Annotated in this window: 15 protein-coding genes; 12 read left to right on the top strand and 3 right to left on the bottom strand. The window is 71.2% G+C overall.

The genetic code is table 11. The annotated features are described in order from the left end of the window. Positions 1-13: 13 nt before the first annotated feature. From L0P92_RS21665 to L0P92_RS21645, 5 genes are all read left to right on the top strand, one after another. Positions 14-427: a PaaI family thioesterase gene (locus L0P92_RS21665; protein ID WP_234764467.1), complete on the top strand. Its 414-nt coding sequence runs from the start codon at positions 14-16 to the stop codon at positions 425-427. A gap of 474 nt (positions 428-901) precedes the next feature. Next, positions 902-1117 carry a type A2 lantipeptide gene (locus tag L0P92_RS21660; protein WP_234764466.1) on the top strand — a complete coding sequence of 72 codons (216 nt, stop codon included), beginning with the start codon at positions 902-904 and terminating at the stop codon, positions 1115-1117. Between the two features lie 143 nt (positions 1118-1260). Further along, positions 1261-2067, top strand: a complete 807-nt coding sequence (locus tag L0P92_RS21655; RefSeq protein WP_234764465.1) for an HlyD family efflux transporter periplasmic adaptor subunit — start codon at positions 1261-1263, stop codon at positions 2065-2067. Beyond that, on the top strand, positions 2064-4289 hold the full coding sequence (locus L0P92_RS21650) for an NHLP family bacteriocin export ABC transporter peptidase/permease/ATPase subunit (RefSeq protein WP_234764464.1): 2226 nt from the start codon (positions 2064-2066) through the stop codon (positions 4287-4289). The genes L0P92_RS21655 and L0P92_RS21650 overlap by 4 nt, the downstream gene beginning before the upstream one ends. A 1-nt stretch (position 4290) precedes the next feature. Further along, complete coding sequence (locus L0P92_RS21645) at positions 4291-7110, top strand: NHLP bacteriocin export ABC transporter permease/ATPase subunit (RefSeq protein ID WP_234764463.1); 2820 nt, start codon at positions 4291-4293, stop codon at positions 7108-7110. Positions 7111-7115: 5 nt separating this feature from the next. Here the strand turns inward: L0P92_RS21645 and L0P92_RS21640 are convergent, their stop codons facing one another. Next, positions 7116-7643: an SRPBCC family protein gene (locus L0P92_RS21640; protein ID WP_234764462.1), complete on the bottom strand. Its 528-nt coding sequence runs from the start codon at positions 7641-7643 to the stop codon at positions 7116-7118. A gap of 6 nt (positions 7644-7649) precedes the next feature. Next, positions 7650-8030, bottom strand: a complete 381-nt coding sequence (locus tag L0P92_RS21635) for an ArsR/SmtB family transcription factor (RefSeq protein WP_234764461.1) — start codon at positions 8028-8030, stop codon at positions 7650-7652. Positions 8031-8198: 168 nt separating this feature from the next. Here L0P92_RS21635 and L0P92_RS21630 point away from each other — a divergent pair, with 168 nt between their 5' ends. The 6 genes from L0P92_RS21630 to L0P92_RS21605 all read left to right on the top strand — a co-directional run bounded on the left by L0P92_RS21630 (position 8199) and on the right by L0P92_RS21605 (position 13104). Then, on the top strand, positions 8199-9704 hold the full coding sequence (locus tag L0P92_RS21630; protein ID WP_234764460.1) for an MFS transporter: 1506 nt from the start codon (positions 8199-8201) through the stop codon (positions 9702-9704). 158 nt (positions 9705-9862) lie between these two features. Continuing rightward, positions 9863-10870, top strand: coding sequence for a Ppx/GppA family phosphatase (locus L0P92_RS21625; RefSeq protein WP_234764459.1), 1008 nt, complete (start codon positions 9863-9865; stop codon positions 10868-10870). A 76-nt stretch (positions 10871-10946) separates the two neighbouring features. After that, positions 10947-11129: a hypothetical protein gene (locus tag L0P92_RS21620; protein WP_234764458.1), complete on the top strand. Its 183-nt coding sequence runs from the start codon at positions 10947-10949 to the stop codon at positions 11127-11129. Positions 11130-11195: 66 nt separating this feature from the next. Continuing rightward, positions 11196-12227, top strand: a complete 1032-nt coding sequence (locus L0P92_RS21615) for an iron-containing redox enzyme family protein (protein ID WP_234764457.1) — start codon at positions 11196-11198, stop codon at positions 12225-12227. Then, positions 12228-12905 carry a HemK2/MTQ2 family protein methyltransferase gene (locus L0P92_RS21610; protein ID WP_234764456.1) on the top strand — a complete coding sequence of 226 codons (678 nt, stop codon included), beginning with the start codon at positions 12228-12230 and terminating at the stop codon, positions 12903-12905. Then, positions 12886-13104, top strand: coding sequence for a CDGSH iron-sulfur domain-containing protein (locus L0P92_RS21605; protein ID WP_234764455.1), 219 nt, complete (start codon positions 12886-12888; stop codon positions 13102-13104). The genes L0P92_RS21610 and L0P92_RS21605 overlap by 20 nt, the downstream gene beginning before the upstream one ends. Positions 13105-13243: 139 nt before the next feature. On the opposite strand, the gene L0P92_RS21600 is transcribed toward L0P92_RS21605, so the two are convergent. Beyond that, positions 13244-13678, bottom strand: coding sequence for a subtilase-type protease inhibitor (locus tag L0P92_RS21600; RefSeq protein ID WP_234764454.1), 435 nt, complete (start codon positions 13676-13678; stop codon positions 13244-13246). 324 nt (positions 13679-14002) lie between these two features. Here L0P92_RS21600 and abmR point away from each other — a divergent pair, with 324 nt between their 5' ends. Next, on the top strand, positions 14003-14554 hold the full coding sequence (abmR, locus tag L0P92_RS21595) for an ATP-binding transcription factor AbmR (protein ID WP_234764453.1): 552 nt from the start codon (positions 14003-14005) through the stop codon (positions 14552-14554). Positions 14555-14762: the final 208 nt, after the last annotated feature.

Genomic DNA, 14762 nt, shown 5'->3' with positions numbered 1-14762 from the left:
AACAATCCCCCATATGACGATGACGACCGCCGAAGCCGACAAGATCCTCTCCGCCAACTTCGCGCCCTGGGTGCTCGCCCTCGGTCTGTCCGTCGAGGCGGTGGAGGACCGGCGCGCGATCCTGCGACTGCCCTGGTCGGACGGGCTGGCCCGGGAGGGCGGCGCGCTGTCGGGGCAGGCGCTGATGGCGGCCGCCGACACCGCCACCGTGATCGCCGTGTCGGCGGCGCGCGGGGCGTACGGGCCGATGACGACGGTGCAGCAGTCGACGTCGTTCCAGCGCGCGGTGCTCGGTTCGGATGTCCTGATCGAAGCGGTCGTGACGAAGCTGGGCCGCCGTATGGCGTTCGCGGACATCGCGATGAGCGATGAGAGTTCGGGAGAGATCGCCGCCCGTGCGAGCACGGTGTACGCACTTCTGGGCTGACACGATCCGCTACCGATCAGTAACGGTCGGTTGAGAATCCCGAGCGGAATCCAGGCTTCAGGGAATCTGCACATTCAATACTCAACGAAGTCACCGTGCGCCGAGCTTCTGCACAAGGGAGCTACCGGCGGTCACCCCCTTGAGGCGGGAGTGTCGGATTCGCCACCGCATCGCCCCGCGGTCCGCCGGGCGGAGGCAACACCTCGTCCGAGCCGATGCTGTGACGCATGTGAAGAAGTCGCCGACAAGACGTGCCCGCGTCTGCACGGATCGATGCGGCTGAGACGAAAGTGCCCTGGTGAGCCGGAGTTTGATTGGAAGCCCGTACCCGCACCGTGCTTTGATCCATCGCACCGCAGGGGCCACGAACGGTTCCCGGAAACGGGCGCCGGTCGCCCGCGGTCGCGGCCGTCATCTGTCCCCAGAGGGGGCCGCTCCCCCTTGTGAATATCCATTAGGAAGGGAAGTTCCATCATGAACTCCACCCCCCAGGTTGCGACCGTCGAGATCTCCGACGCCGAGCTCGACAACGTCTCCGGCGGCCTGCAGGTCAACGCCGTGAACTCCGTTCTCGACACCGTGAACGGCGTCCTCCCGGTCTCCGGCCTGGTTGACACGGCCGTCGGCCTCGTGGAGGGCACCACCGGCCTGAACACCGCCCCGGTCACGAACGCGGTCGCCGCGCTCTGATCGAGCTTTCGTACCGCTGAGTCCCGGAGCCGTTCCCCGGCTCCGGGACTCTCGGGTGCCACAAAACAAATCCGGCACCGCTCGCAAAACGGCCGGCCCCCCGCGCGCCGGCCTCCCGTCATCCTCAGGTGAGGGAAAGTTCCGTGCAGTTCCGCCAACAAGCCCTCGCCAAGCTCCAGTCACCGGAGGAGCTCGACCTTCCGGTGCGCTTCGCCCGCCCCCAGGGCTGGCTGGTGCTGTCCGTGACGGTGGTCGTCATGGCCGCCGCGTCCGTGTGGGCGGTGACCGGTTCGGTCGCCTCGACGGTCAGCGCACCTGCGGTCCTGACCCACGGCCAGGGCAGCTACATCCTGCAGAGCCCGGTCGCGGGCCAGGTCACCGCGGTCCTCGCCGAGCAGGGCCGGCGGCTCCCGGCGAACTCGCCCGTACTGAAGGTCCGCACCGCCAAGGGCGAGACGGTCGTGCGCACGGTCGCCGCGGGCCGGGTCACCGCGCTCGCCGCCACCATCGGGCAGATCATCTCCACCGGCGCGAACGTGGCCGCCGTGGAGAAGGTCGCCCACGAGAAGGACGCGCTGTACGCCACGGTGTACGTGCCCGCCGAGAACGCCGCCTCCATCCCGGACAAGGCCGCCGTCGACCTCACCGTGTCCTCCGTGCCCACCCAGGAGTACGGCGTCCTGCGCGGCCATGTGAAGTCGGTGGACCGCTCCGCTCAGTCGGCGCAGCAGATCGCCGCGTTCCTCGGGGACAACCAGCTGGGCGAGCAGTTCACCAAGGACGGCAGGCCGGTCGCCGTACTGGTCCAGCTGGACCGGAAGTCGAGCACGAAGAGCGGCTACGAGTGGTCGTCCACGGACGGGCCGCCGTTCTCCCTCACCTCGATGACCATGGCCGACGCGTCGATCGAGCTGGCCGACGAGCGTCCCGTCGACTGGCTGCTGCCGTGAGCGCCGCACAGGAGACCCGAGCCGGCAGGCGCCGCGCCGCCCCGCCGAAGCGCCCCGTGCCCAAGGGCAGGTCGAAGACGGTCCGCACCCCGACCGTGCTCCAGATGGAGGCCGTGGAGTGCGGCGCCGCCTCCCTCGCGATGGTCCTCGGGCACTACGGCCGCCATGTCCCGCTGGAGGAACTGCGCATCGCGTGCGGTGTCTCCCGGGACGGCTCGCGCGCCAGCAACCTGCTCAAGGCGGCCCGCTCCTACGGTCTGACGGCCAAGGGCATGCAGATGGACACGGCCGCCCTCGCCGAGGTGAAGACGCCGGCCGTCCTGTTCTGGGAGTTCAACCACTACGTCGTCTACGACGGCATGGGCCGCCGCTTCGGCCGCCGTGGCGTCTACATCAACGACCCCGCCAAGGGCCGCCGTTTCGTGCCCATGGAGGACTTCGACGGCAGCTTCACCGGTGTCGTGCTGGTGATGGAGCCCGGCGAGGACTTCAGCAAGGGCGGACGCAAGCCGGGTGTGCTCGGCGCGATGCCGGCCCGGCTGCGCGGCACCGCGGGCACGATGCCCGCCGCGGTCCTGGCGAGCCTGCTCCTGGTGGTGGTCGGCGCGGCGGTGCCCGCGCTGAGCCGCACGTACATCGACATGTTCCTCATCGGCGGCCAGACCTCCCTGCTGGGCGTGCTGTTCGCGTCCATGGGCACCTGTGTCGCGCTCACCCTCGTGCTGACCTGGCTGCAACAGGCGAACCTGCTGCGCGGCCGCATCATCTCCTCCACCCTGTCCAGCGCCCGCTTCCTGCGGCATCTGCTGCGGCTGCCGGTGACGTTCTTCTCCCAGCGCAGCCCGGCCGACCTGGTGCAACGCCTCCAGTCGAACGACGCGGTGTCCGAGACCCTGGCCCGTGACCTCGCGGCGGCGGGCGTGGACGCGGTGGTGGTCGTGCTGTACGCGATCCTCCTCTACACCTACGACCCGCAGCTGACGTTCGTAGGCATAGGCGTGGCCCTGCTGAACGTCGTCGCCATGCGCGTCGTCATCCGGCTGCGCGCCACCCGCACCGCCAAGCTGCGCGCGGACAGCGCCCGGCTCACCAACACCGCCTACACCGGTCTCCAGCTGATCGAGACGATGAAGGCGACCGGCGGCGAGGACGGCTACTTCCGCAAGTGGGCCGGACAGCACGCCACCACCCTGGAGGAACAGCAGCGCCTCGGCGTGCCGAGCGCCTACCTGGGCGTGGTCGCGCCGACGCTCGCCACGCTCAACAGCGCGCTCATCCTCTGGATCGGCGGCATGCGCGCGGTCGAGGGCGGCATATCCGTCGGTCTGCTGGTCGCCTTCCAGGCCCTGGTCACCCGCTTCACCGCCCCGATCACCCGCCTGAACGGCGTCGCCGGCCGCATCCAGGACTTCGCCGCCGACGTGGCCCGCCTGAAGGACGTGGAGAACTTCGAGGCGGACCCGCTCTACGGCCGGCCCGGCGGCGGCGAGTCCACGCGCCGCCTCCACGGCCACGTCGAGCTCCAGAACATCACCTTCGGCTACAGCCCTCTCGACAAGCCCCTGCTGACGGGCTTCGACCTGACCGTCGGCCCCGGCCAGCAGGTCGCCCTGGTCGGCGGCTCCGGCAGCGGCAAGTCGACGGTCTCCCGGCTGATCTCGGGCCTGTACGCCCCCTGGGAGGGCGTCATCCGCATCGACGACCAGCGCATCGAGGACATCCCGCGCGGCGCGCTGGCCGCCTCCGTCTCCTTCGTCGACCAGGAGGTGTTCCTCTTCGAGGGCACCATCCGCGACAACGTGGCGCTGTGGGATCCGTCGATCCCGGACGACGCGGTGGTGGACGCGCTGCGCGACGCGGCGCTGTACGACGTGGTCATGCGCCGCCCCGGCGGCATCCAGAGCAAGGTCGAGCAGGACGGCCGCAACTTCTCCGGCGGGCAGCGTCAGCGCCTGGAGATCGCGCGGGCGCTGGTGCGCCGCCCCAGCATCCTCGTCCTCGACGAGGTGACGAGCGCGCTGGACGCCGAGACCGAGCTGGTCGTGATGGACAACCTGCGCAAGCGCGGCTGTGCCTGTGTGGTGATCGCACACCGGCTCAGCACCGTGCGCGACAGCGACGAGATCGTCGTACTCCAGCACGGCACGATCGTCGAACGCGGGCGGCACGAGGACCTCGTCGCGCGCGGCGGCGCGTACGCGGCACTGGTCAAGGAGCGGTGAGATGACCTCCGTCCACGAGGGTGACCTCGTCCTCAACGCGCTCGGGCAGATGGGCACGCGCATCGACTGCGCCGGCTTCAACCGCCTGGACCTCGAAGGCCCGCAGGTGCTGTGGCTGGTCGCGTCCGGCGCGGTGGACCTGTTCGCGGTCGACGCCGGTCAGCAGGGCCACTGGCACCACCTCGGCCGTCTCGAGGCGGGCTCGCTGCTGCTCGGCCCGGTCGCCGGACCGCAGCACACGCTGGTGGCCCGACCGCTGCGGGACTGCGTCGTACACCGCATCGGGCTGCGCGAGCTGTACCAGCCCGCGAACACGCAGACCTGGTCCTACGACGAGTACGGCAACCCGCAGTACGTCCCGCCGCAGACGAGCCCCTTGGAGTACGCCCTCGCCCTCGGCGTCGGCCGCAGCCTCTCCATCCTCTTCCAGGCACCCATGGCCACCGAGGGGTCGGCCGCCGAGGTGACCGACGACGACGTCTTCTGGATGCAGGTGCCGCCCGGCAGCGTGCAGTACGGCGCGCTGTACGGCGCGGAGGCCGCCGCCGACCTGCTGATGGACCCGGCGGTCTGGCAGTCCATGGTCGACCAGCAGTACCGGCTGCTGACCACCCTCGACCGCTGGATCGAGCAGCTGGAGCGCACCCACGAGACCCGCACCGCGGAGGGCATCAAGGCCGGTGAGGCGGTGCGCGCCCAGGCCGACCGGACGCTGCTGGCGTCCATCGGCAAGCGCGGCGACCAGCGCACGACGGCCGCCGACGCGGACGCCAGTTACGCGGCCTGCAAGCTGGTCGCCCAGGCGGCCGGGATCACGCTGGCCGAGCCCGCGCAGAGCGGCACCGAGAGCGACCGGCTCGACCCGGTCGAGCGGGTGGCCATCGCCTCACGGGTGCGGACCCGGGCCGTACGGCTGGACGGGCGCTGGTGGCGGGACAACGTGGGGCCGCTGGTCGGTCACCGGGCGCTGTCCGGTGCGCCGGTGGCGCTGCTGTGGCGGCGCGGCGGCTATGTCGCCGTGCATCCGGCGACCGGCCGTGAGACGCCGATCGAGAAGGCCAACGCGGAGGAGTTCGAGCCGCGCGCGGTGATGTTCTACCGGCCGCTGCCCGACCGCGCCCTGAGCCCGCTGAGGCTGCTGCGGTTCAGCATGCGGGGCACCGGCGGCGATCTGACGAACCTCCTGGTCAGCGGACTGGTCACGGTGGCGATCGGCGCACTCGTGCCGATCGCGACCGGCAAGGTGCTGGGCGAGTTCGTGCCGAAGGCGCAGACCGGGCTGATCGTGCAGTTCTGTCTGGCGGTGATGATCAGCAGTGTCGTGGCGGCGGCGTTCATGCTGCTGCAGAACCTGACGATCCTGCGCCTGGAGGGCCGGATCGAGGCGACGCTCCAACCGGCCCTGTGGGACCGGCTGCTGCGGCTGCCCACGAAGTTCTTCACCGAGCGCTCCACCGGCGAGCTGGCGAGTCAGGCCATGGGCATCAGCGCGATCCGCCGTCTGCTGGCCGGAGTCGGGCCGGTCGTCGCTTCCTCGGTGACGGTGGGCGCGATGAACCTGGCGCTGCTGTTCTGGTACAGCGTGCCGATGGCCATGGCCGCGATCGGCATGCTCGTCGTCATCGCGGCCGTGTTCCTGGGGCTCGGGCTGTGGCAGGTGCGCTGGCAGCGGCGCCTCGTGGTGCTCAGCAACAAGCTGAACAACCAGGCGTTCCAGACGCTGCGCGGACTGCCGAAGCTGCGCGTCGCGGCGGCCGAGAACTACGCGTACGCGTCCTGGGCGTCACAGTTCGCGCGCAGCCGTGAGCTGCAGCAGAAGGTGGGGCGGATCAAGAACCTCACCACGGTGATGGGCGCTGTCTATCTGCCGGTGTGCACGCTGCTGATGTTCATGCTGCTGGCGGGTCCGGCGCGCGGGACGATGTCGGCGGCCGCCTTCCTCACCTTCAACACCTCGGTGACGATGCTGCTGACCTCGGTCACCCAGCTGACCGGCTCGTTCGTGTCGGCGGTGGCGGCGCTGCCGCTGTTCGAGGAGATCAAGCCGGTCCTGGAGGCCACGCCGGAGGTGCGCACCGCGAGCACCCGGCCGGGCCCGCTGACCGGTGCGATCGAGGCGCGCCGGCTGTCCTTCCGGTACTCCGACGACGGTCCCCTGGTCCTGGACGACGTGTCCTTCGACGTCCGGCCGGGCGAGTTCGTGGCGATCGTCGGCCCCAGCGGCTGCGGCAAGTCGACCCTGCTCAGGCTGCTGATCGGCTTCGACAGGCCGGTCTCGGGCAGTGTGCTGTACGACGGTCAGGACCTGTCGGCGCTGGACCAGTCGGCCGTGCGGCGGCAGTGCGGGGTGGTGCTCCAGCACGCGCAGCCGTTCACCGGGTCCATCCTGGACGTCATCTGCGGCACCGAGCCGTACACGCCGGAGGAGGCGATGGCCGCGGCCGAGATGGCGGGGCTCGCCGAGGACATCAAGCGGATGCCGATGGGGCTGCACACCATCGTCTCGGGCAGCGGCGCGATCTCCGGCGGCCAGCGGCAGCGGCTGATGATCGCCCAGGCGCTGATCCGCCGGCCGCGCATCCTGTTCTTCGACGAGGCGACCAGCGCCCTCGACAACGAGACACAGCGCACGGTGATCGAGTCCACCAAGGCCCTCAACGCCACCCGGATCGTCATCGCGCACCGTCTGTCCACGGTGCTGGACGCCGACCGTGTGATCGTGATGGAGGACGGCAAGGTGGCTCAGCAGGGTCCGCCCGCGCAGCTGCTCGCGGACACGACCGGGCGGCTGCACGAGCTGGTGCGGCGTCAGATGGCCTGAGCTGCTCAGTCCTGCCCCGGGATGGCGGCGCCGGAGGGCACGCCGGCCGCGACATAGGCGTCGTAGAGCCCCTTCCAGGGCGCCTCGGTCCCGGCGTGCGGTCCCTCGAACCGCTCGCCGCGGGCCTTCGCGTCCAGGGCGGCCAGGCAGACCTCCCAGCCGGCGCCGTTGCGGGCGGCGGTGTCCTCGGCGGCCAGGACGTTGGTGAGCGTGAAGCGGGTGCGCTTGTCGTCGAGCGCCTCCAGATCGAAGTGCAGCTCGTCGCCGCCCCAGTCGAAGGACAGGTGACGGGGCGGATCGACGGCGATCATCGTGCCGGTCGAGTCCGCCATGTTCGGATCGCCGCTGAACGTCACCGCGCCGCCCGGCCGCAGCTCCATCTCGGCGCGGGACGGGAACCACTCGGCGAGTTCGTCGGGATCGGTGACGAAGTGCCAGACGCGGTCGACGGGGTGGTCGTAGAGACGGCTGAAGCGGACGGCGGGACGGCCGTCGTCGAGGGTGAGATAGGTGCCGGTGAGGTCGGCGGTCATGGTGGATCAGTCCTTCGTGGTGGGTCCTTCGAGGTCGTTCGGGGCGTCGTCCGGCGCCTCCCGCGTCGCCGTCTCCCGCGCTGTCTCGTCGAGACGGCGGCCCAGGGCGTCCAGACTGCGGTTCCAGAGCTTCCGGTACGGGGCGAGCCAGGCGTCGAGCTCGGCGATGGGCGCGGGCTCCAGGGCGTAGACGCGGCGCTGCGCGTCCTGCCGTACCCGCACCAGGCCCGCCTCCCTCAGCACCTTGAGGTGCTTGGAGGTGCCGGGCTGGCTCAGCCCGCACGCCTCCACGATCTCCCCGACGGGACGTGGCCGCTCCAGGAGCAGCGCGACGATGGCCCGTCGATGCGGATCGGCGAGGGCGGTCCAGAGCGAGGCGTCGGCCATACAGGCAATATGCCTCTTTGGCTATATGCCTGTCAAGAAATACGAGCCGCATGCGTTTCGAAACGTTGCCGTTTCGTAGGTGGAGGGTCTAGTCTCTGGGAAGTGAACGAAACCGTTTCGTTTACGTACTCATTACCTTCGCACGGCTTTCCCTGGAGTTGAGTCCCGATGCCCGAGAAGACCCTGACGGACAGCGCCCGTGCGGGCGCCGTCGAGGCGCCGCCGGCGGCGGCCTCGGCGAAGCGGTGGTGGATCCTCGCGATCATCGCCGTCGCCCAGCTGATGGTGGTGCTGGACGCCACGATCGTGAACATCGCCCTGCCCTCGGCCCAGGCCGACCTCGGCTTCTCCGACGGCAACCGGCAGTGGATCGTCACCGCCTACGCGCTGGCCTTCGCCTCGCTGCTGCTGCTCGGCGGCCGGATAGCGGACCTCTTCGGTCGCAAGCCCGCCTTCCTGGTCGGCGTCGTCGGCTTCGCGGGCGCGTCCGTCCTGGGCGGTGCCTCGACCGGGTTCGAGATGCTGGTCATCGCACGCGCCCTCCAGGGTGCCTTCGGCGCGCTGCTCGCACCGGCCGCGCTCTCGCTGCTCAACACCACGTTCACCGACGCCCGGGAGCGGGCCAGGGCGTTCAGCGTCTACGGCGCCATCGCCGGTGCCGGTGGCGCGGTGGGCCTGCTGCTCGGCGGTGTGCTGACCGACGCCCTGGACTGGCGCTGGACGCTGTACGTCAACGTGCCCATCGCGGCGCTCGCCTTCGTCGGCGGCTGGCTGTTGCTGAACAACCACCGCGACGCCGTGAACTCCAAGCTGGACGTGCCGGGCACGATCCTGGTCGCCACCGGACTGTTCGCCGTGGTCTACGGCTTCTCCAACGCCGAGACCCACGACTGGGGTTCGTCCGAGACCTGGGGCTTCCTGCTGGCCGGCGGCGTGCTGCTGGCGGCGTTCGCCTGGTGGCAGACCCGGGCCGCGCACCCGCTGCTGCCGCTCAGGATCCTGCTCGACCGGAACCGCGCCGCCTCCTTCCTGACCGTGCTGATCACCGGCGCCGGAATGTTCGGCGTGTTCCTCTTCCTGACCTACTACCTCCAGATCAACCTGGGCTTCAGCCCGACGAAGACGGGAGTCGCCTTCCTGCCGATGGTCGCGGCGCTGATGGTGATGGCGCAGATCGGCACGACGGTCCTGGTGCCGCGGCTCGGCCCCAAGGTCGTCCTGCCGCTCGGCTTCGCCGTCGCCACCGCCGGTATGGCCTGGCTGACCGGGATCGGTATCGGTTCGGACTACGCGACCGCGGTGCTGCCACAGCTGATCATCATCGGCGCAGGCCTCGGCATGGTCATGCCGCCCGCCATGCAGTTGGCCACCGGCGGAGTGGCGGCGGAGGACGCGGGTGTGGCGTCCGCGACGGTCAACGCCATGCAGCAGGTGGGTGGTTCGATCGGCACGGCACTGCTCAACACGCTCGCCGCGAGCGCGGCCACGGACTACCTCGCGGGCCGGGACGCCACCAGCAAGCTGGTGCAGGCCCAGGCGACGATCGAGAGCTACACCACCGCCTTCTGGTGGTCGGCGGGCTTCTTCGCCGCGGGTGCCCTGATCGCCTTCGTGCTCTTCCGTCGCGGGGTGCCCGAGCAGGACGCGTCCGCAGCGCCGGTCGTCCACATGTGACCGTCCGTACCGCCTGACCACCCTGGTCCGAGGGGCCGCCGTCCTCAGGGAGACGACGGCCCCTCTTCCCTGTCCGGGTACGGCGCTTGTGTCGTGCGGGGCGGCGCACAGGGAGCTGACTCCGTTGGGCCGACCGGGAAACGGGTACTCGCGGACGTATGCGAATCAGCGTGGTGGATGTGGGGTCGAACACGGTCCGGTTGGTCGTGGCTGATGCGGAGGGAGGGGTGCCGCTCCCGGTGCACACCGCCAAGTGGCGGCTGCGGCTGTCGGAACAGGTCAGGCCCGGGGAGGCCGTGCCGGAGGAGGCCGTCGAGCGGCTGGTCCACGCGGTCTCGGCGGCCGACCGCACCGCGCTCCGGTGGGGCTCGACCTCGCCCCTGGCCTTCGCGACCGCCGTGGTACGCGCCGCCCCGAACCGCCGGGACGTGCTGCGCGCCGTGCGGACGCGCACGGGGGTGAGGCTGTGCACCCTGCCGGGCGAGGTGGAGGCCGAGCTGACGTTTCTCGGGGCGCGGCGGTGGATGGGCTGGCGGTCGGGGCCGCTGGCGCTGCTGGACATCGGCGGCGGCTCGCTCGAAGTCGCCTTCGGACGCGGCCGGTTGCCCGACTTCGTGGCGTCGCTGCCGCTCGGCGCGGCCCGGCTGACCCATGAGTTCTTCGACGGCGAGGATCCGCCGCCGACCGCACGGGTCCGCGCCCTGCGCCGCAAGGTCCGCCACCAACTGCGCGACGTCGCGGCCCGTATCCGCTGGGAGGGACCGCGCACGGCGGCGGCCACCTCGCGTACGTTCCAGCAGCTGGGCCGGTTGTGCGGGGCGGCGGCGGGGCGTCACGGGCCGTTCGTGGAGCGGCAGTTGGCCCGCTCGGACCTGCGCGAGGCCGTCGGCCGCCTCTCCCTGCTGCCCGCCCCCGAACGCGCCCTGCTCCCCGGCATCTCCGCGCCGCGCGCCGCCCAGAGCCTGGCCGGCGCGGTGGTCGCGCACACCGCGATGAAGCTGACCGGGCTGCGCGCGGTCACGATCTGCCCGTGGGCGATCCGCGAAGGGGTCATGCTGCGGCACATCGAGGACGGCGCCTCCTGGTGGGCGGAGGTGTCCCGCCTCGACGAGGAGACCGCTCCCCATGAGCCGGTACCACTGAGGATCGCGCCGGTGACCAGCTGATCGCCGCCGATGGCAGGGGCCGTGCGCGGGTACCCGACGCATCGCGCGACCCGGCCGACAACGGAAGGAGACACCCGTGTCCGAGGAGAGGAAGCCGCGGGAGGAGCAACCGGAGACGGCGCTCGAGGAGGCACTGAAGGGGCTGTCGGACGCCGCCCACCGCACCGAGGACTCCGCCGAGCGGCGCCGCCGCAGGGGTGAGGCCGGCGAGGCGATCACTCCGAACACACGGGCCCAGGAGGAGTCCGAGGGCGAGTGACCGGGCCGCCCGCTACCGGACGACACCCCGGCGGGTGGCCCGGCACGCCCCGGGTACTCGGCGGCCATGGCACACGACGTCCGACAGGCACGCGAAGGCGAGGGACCCCGGCTGCCGTCCGCCCGGGGCCCCGTCTCCGCCGCCGTCGAGGGGTATCTGCGGGATGCGAGCCCGCTGCCCCGGAGCCAGGACATCGCGAGCGCGGCCGTCTACGGCGACGATCTCCAGCTGGCCCTCTACCTCTGCTACGAACTGCACTACCGCGGCTTCGCCGACGTACCCGACTCCTACGAGTGGAACCCGGACCTGCTGCGTGTCCGCGCGGCGCTCGAGCACCGCTTCCTGGCCGCCCTGCGCGCGGACGTCCCCGCCCACGACGGCGTGGAGGACGCGCTGGCCGACCTCCTCGTCGAGCCCGTCGACGGCACCGGCCTCAGCCACTACCTGTCCGCCGAGGGCGAGTTGTGGCACATACGCGAGTACGCGGTCCAGCGTTCCCTGTACCACCTGAAGGAGGCGGACCCGCACGCGTGGGTGCTGCCCCGGCTGTGGGGCAGGGCCAAGGCGGGCATGGCGGCGGTGGAGTTCGACGAGTACGGCGGCGGCCGCCCCGACCGGGTCCACGCACGCCTCTTCGCCGACCTGATGACCGACCTCGGCCTGGACACGACGTACGGGCACTATCTCGACCAGGGGACGGCGCAGGCCCTGGCCACGGTCAACCTGATGTCCCTGCTCGGCCTGCACCGGGCGCTGCGCGGAGCGCTCGTCGGCCACTTCGCGGCGGTCGAGATCACCTCGTCGCCGGCGTCGCGCCGGCTCGCCGAGGCCATGCGCCGCACGGGGGCCGGGCCCGCCGCCGAGCACTTCTACGACGAGCACGTCGAGGCGGACGCGGTGCACGAGCAGGTCGTACGGCACGAGGTCATCGGCGGCCTGCTCGCCGAGGAGCCGCATCTCGCCCCCGACGTGGCCTTCGGCATCGACGCCACCGGCCATCTGGAGGACCGCTTCGCCGACCGGCTCCTGGGCGCCTGGCGCGCGGGACGGACGTCGCTGCGCACGGGGCCACTGTCTGCAATCCCCCTTATGTTCTGAATGCCGGGGTACCCGGGGCCGGTGAGAACGCTGGTACCACCGGGTGTGTACGCGCCTCAGGAAGACACCGACCTGCTGATCGGGGCGCTGCGCGAGGAGCCGCTGCCGGACGGCGCGGCCGTCCTCGACGTGGGCACCGGTTCGGGGGCGCTCGCGATCGAGGCCGCACGACGCCGCGGCACGCGGGTGACCGCGGTGGACGTGTCCTGGCGGGCGGTGTGCGCGGCGCGGCTGAACGCCCGGCTGGCCCGGCTCCGGGTCCGCATCCGGCACGGCAACCTCTTCGCCCCGGTCCACGGGCAGTCGTTCGACCTCATCCTGGCCAATCCGCCCTATGTGCCCGCGCCCGAGTCGGATCACGCGCCGCGTGGCGCGGCCCGCTCCTGGGACGCCGGCCGCGACGGACGGCTCGTCCTGGACCGGATCTGCCGGGAGGCCCCCGCTCTGTTGCGCCCCGGCGGTGTCCTCCTGGTCGTGCACTCGGCGCTCAGCTGTCCCGACCGGACGCTGACGCATCTGCGGGGGGCGGGGCTGAAGGCATCCGTGACGCGGCGACGGGTGATCCCGTTCGGCCCGGTGCTGCGCTCGCGGGAGAGCTGGCTGCGGGAGCGCCGTCTGGTGGCGACCCCTGGCCGGCGGGAGGAGCTGGTGGTCGTCCGTGCCGAACGCCCCGTCTGACGAACCGCGTCGGATCAAGGTCCAGCGCCAGGGTCCCGTCCTGGTGGAAGGGCCGGTCGAGGTGGAGCTGGAGGACGGCACCGTCGTCACCTCCGACCGCTTCCGCGTCGCCCTGTGCACCTGCCGTCGCAGCCGCCGCTACCCCTGGTGCGACACCAGTCACCGCGACCGGGCCAAGGGCTGCACGAGGGATCGGTGAGGCGATCCGAGGTGCCGGCCAGGCGGCCCCACTCCGCCTGGCCGACCCCCGGTGCGAGATCGCAAGGGGCCCCCGGCAGCACTCGCACTCCCCATCCGCGAGCCGCTGCCGAACTGCGCGGGACCGCGCGATCCCGGTCCTAGAACGCGAAGAGGCTCGTGGTGTAGGAGCCCTTCACGCACTCGTTGCCGAAGGTGCGCTCATAGGACACGCGTTGGCCCTGCCAGACCCCCTGGACGGTGACGATCACGGGGTCGTACTGCTTGGTGCAGAGCACGCCGTCTCTACTCTTCAGGGCCTCGAAGTTCCCGCCCACGCCGCGCAGTTCGACGCACGCGGAGGCGGCATCGGGATGGGTACCCGAGGGCGTCGGGGCGCAGCTGAGGGTGACGGCGCGCACCGGCGTCGTCAGGGTGGCGTCGTCGCCGTGGGCGAGGGTGAGCACCAGCGCCGAGGGGGCGTAGAGCGAGGCAGGGGCGGCGTCCGGGGCGGCGAAGGCGGATCCGGTCAGGGGTCCGCAGACGGCGGTGGCCGTGAGAGCGAGGGTCGCTGCCCAGCGCGCGGTGGTCCGCATTGTGTGCATCCTTCCGCTTGATTCGGGGGTGTGCCGGCTCCGGCGCGATCGGTGCCGGAGCGACGAGCGGGAGTCTGCCGAGTCCGGCGCGGAAACTCACCTCGACACCACAGGTTTCAGTAACCTTGCGTATTGAATCAGTGGCGTGAAGTAACGGAATTCGAACGTTCCAACGCCGGAAGTTGGCGGTTCTTGATCGTTCCAAGCCTCCGAGTGGCCGGATCTCGCACGCTCATTAATAGGCCTGAAACATTCCGGTTGAGCCCTCGGCGGACATGTCCGTACCCCCTTGTGTTCATGGTCGAGGGGAGTAATCGTCATTACATGATTACGAGCGAGCAACGAGAGAAGCTGCGCGGCTGGCTCGCCGGCCGCCTGCCGGACGACCTCTTCGAGGAGCTGGCCGAGGTGACGGTCGACCGCGAGGAGATCACCGTGATCGGCCGCATTCCCGCACCCCAGCTGGCCGATGACGTCTCGGCCGCCGAGCGGGAGGCGGCCGTGGAGGGCCGGATCCAGGAGTTCCGGGAGCGCACCCGGGACGCGCGGATCGCCGTGGCCCGTGACGCCGAACACCGGTTCCGTCGGAAGGTCTCCTGGGGCGTGGAGTGCGGCGGTGAGCGCGCCCTGTTCACCCATGTCGCCGCCCCGGTGATGACCCGGCTTCGACAGCCCGAACGCCAGGTCCTCGACACCCTGATCGCCGGCGGGGTCGCCCGCAGCCGCAGCGACGCCCTCGCCTGGTGCGTACGGCTGGTCCAGCGGCACACCGACGACTGGCTCACCGAGCTGCGCGAGTCCCTGGAGCACGTGCAGCGGGTGCGGGCGCAGGGACCGGACGCGGAATCCGGGGAGGCGCCCAAGGACACCGAGTGATGGAGGTTTCGTCCACTGACGGCGCCGAAGATGGATGAACCGTCCTCTGGTGCGGATCTTGCGCCGCGCCGTACCGTCTGCTGATCCCCGAGAGGACGGCATCCGCGGGCTGCCCGCACACCCCAGCGGCAGACACCGGCCGTCGGCCCCGCCGCGCCACAACGCGCTCCACCGCCCCGCCCACGCTGGAGCCCTCCTGTGTCCCCAC

The organism is Streptomyces muensis (assembly GCF_021474425.1).
GTDB lineage: Bacteria > Actinomycetota > Actinomycetes > Streptomycetales > Streptomycetaceae > Streptomyces > Streptomyces muensis.
This window is presented reverse-complemented; position numbering and strand designations above follow the sequence as displayed.

What these genes read in the sequence shown, in the direction of transcription:
- L0P92_RS21665 (WP_234764467.1), top strand. Translation starts at nt 14, where the DNA reads ATGACGATGACGACCGCCGAAGCCGACAAGATCCTCTCCGCCAACTTC.
- L0P92_RS21660 (WP_234764466.1), top strand. Translation starts at nt 902, where the DNA reads ATGAACTCCACCCCCCAGGTTGCGACCGTCGAGATCTCCGACGCCGAG.
- L0P92_RS21645 (WP_234764463.1), top strand. Translation starts at nt 4,291, where the DNA reads ATGACCTCCGTCCACGAGGGTGACCTCGTCCTCAACGCGCTCGGGCAG.
- L0P92_RS21640 (WP_234764462.1), bottom strand. Translation starts at nt 7,643, where the DNA reads ATGACCGCCGACCTCACCGGCACCTATCTCACCCTCGACGACGGCCGT.
- L0P92_RS21635 (WP_234764461.1), bottom strand. Translation starts at nt 8,030, where the DNA reads ATGGCCGACGCCTCGCTCTGGACCGCCCTCGCCGATCCGCATCGACGG.
- L0P92_RS21630 (WP_234764460.1), top strand. Translation starts at nt 8,199, where the DNA reads ATGCCCGAGAAGACCCTGACGGACAGCGCCCGTGCGGGCGCCGTCGAG.
- L0P92_RS21625 (WP_234764459.1), top strand. Translation starts at nt 9,863, where the DNA reads ATGCGAATCAGCGTGGTGGATGTGGGGTCGAACACGGTCCGGTTGGTC.
- L0P92_RS21615 (WP_234764457.1), top strand. Translation starts at nt 11,196, where the DNA reads ATGGCACACGACGTCCGACAGGCACGCGAAGGCGAGGGACCCCGGCTG.
- L0P92_RS21610 (WP_234764456.1), top strand. Translation starts at nt 12,228, where the DNA reads ATGCCGGGGTACCCGGGGCCGGTGAGAACGCTGGTACCACCGGGTGTG.
- L0P92_RS21600 (WP_234764454.1), bottom strand. Translation starts at nt 13,678, where the DNA reads ATGCGGACCACCGCGCGCTGGGCAGCGACCCTCGCTCTCACGGCCACC.
- abmR (WP_234764453.1), top strand. Translation starts at nt 14,003, where the DNA reads ATGATTACGAGCGAGCAACGAGAGAAGCTGCGCGGCTGGCTCGCCGGC.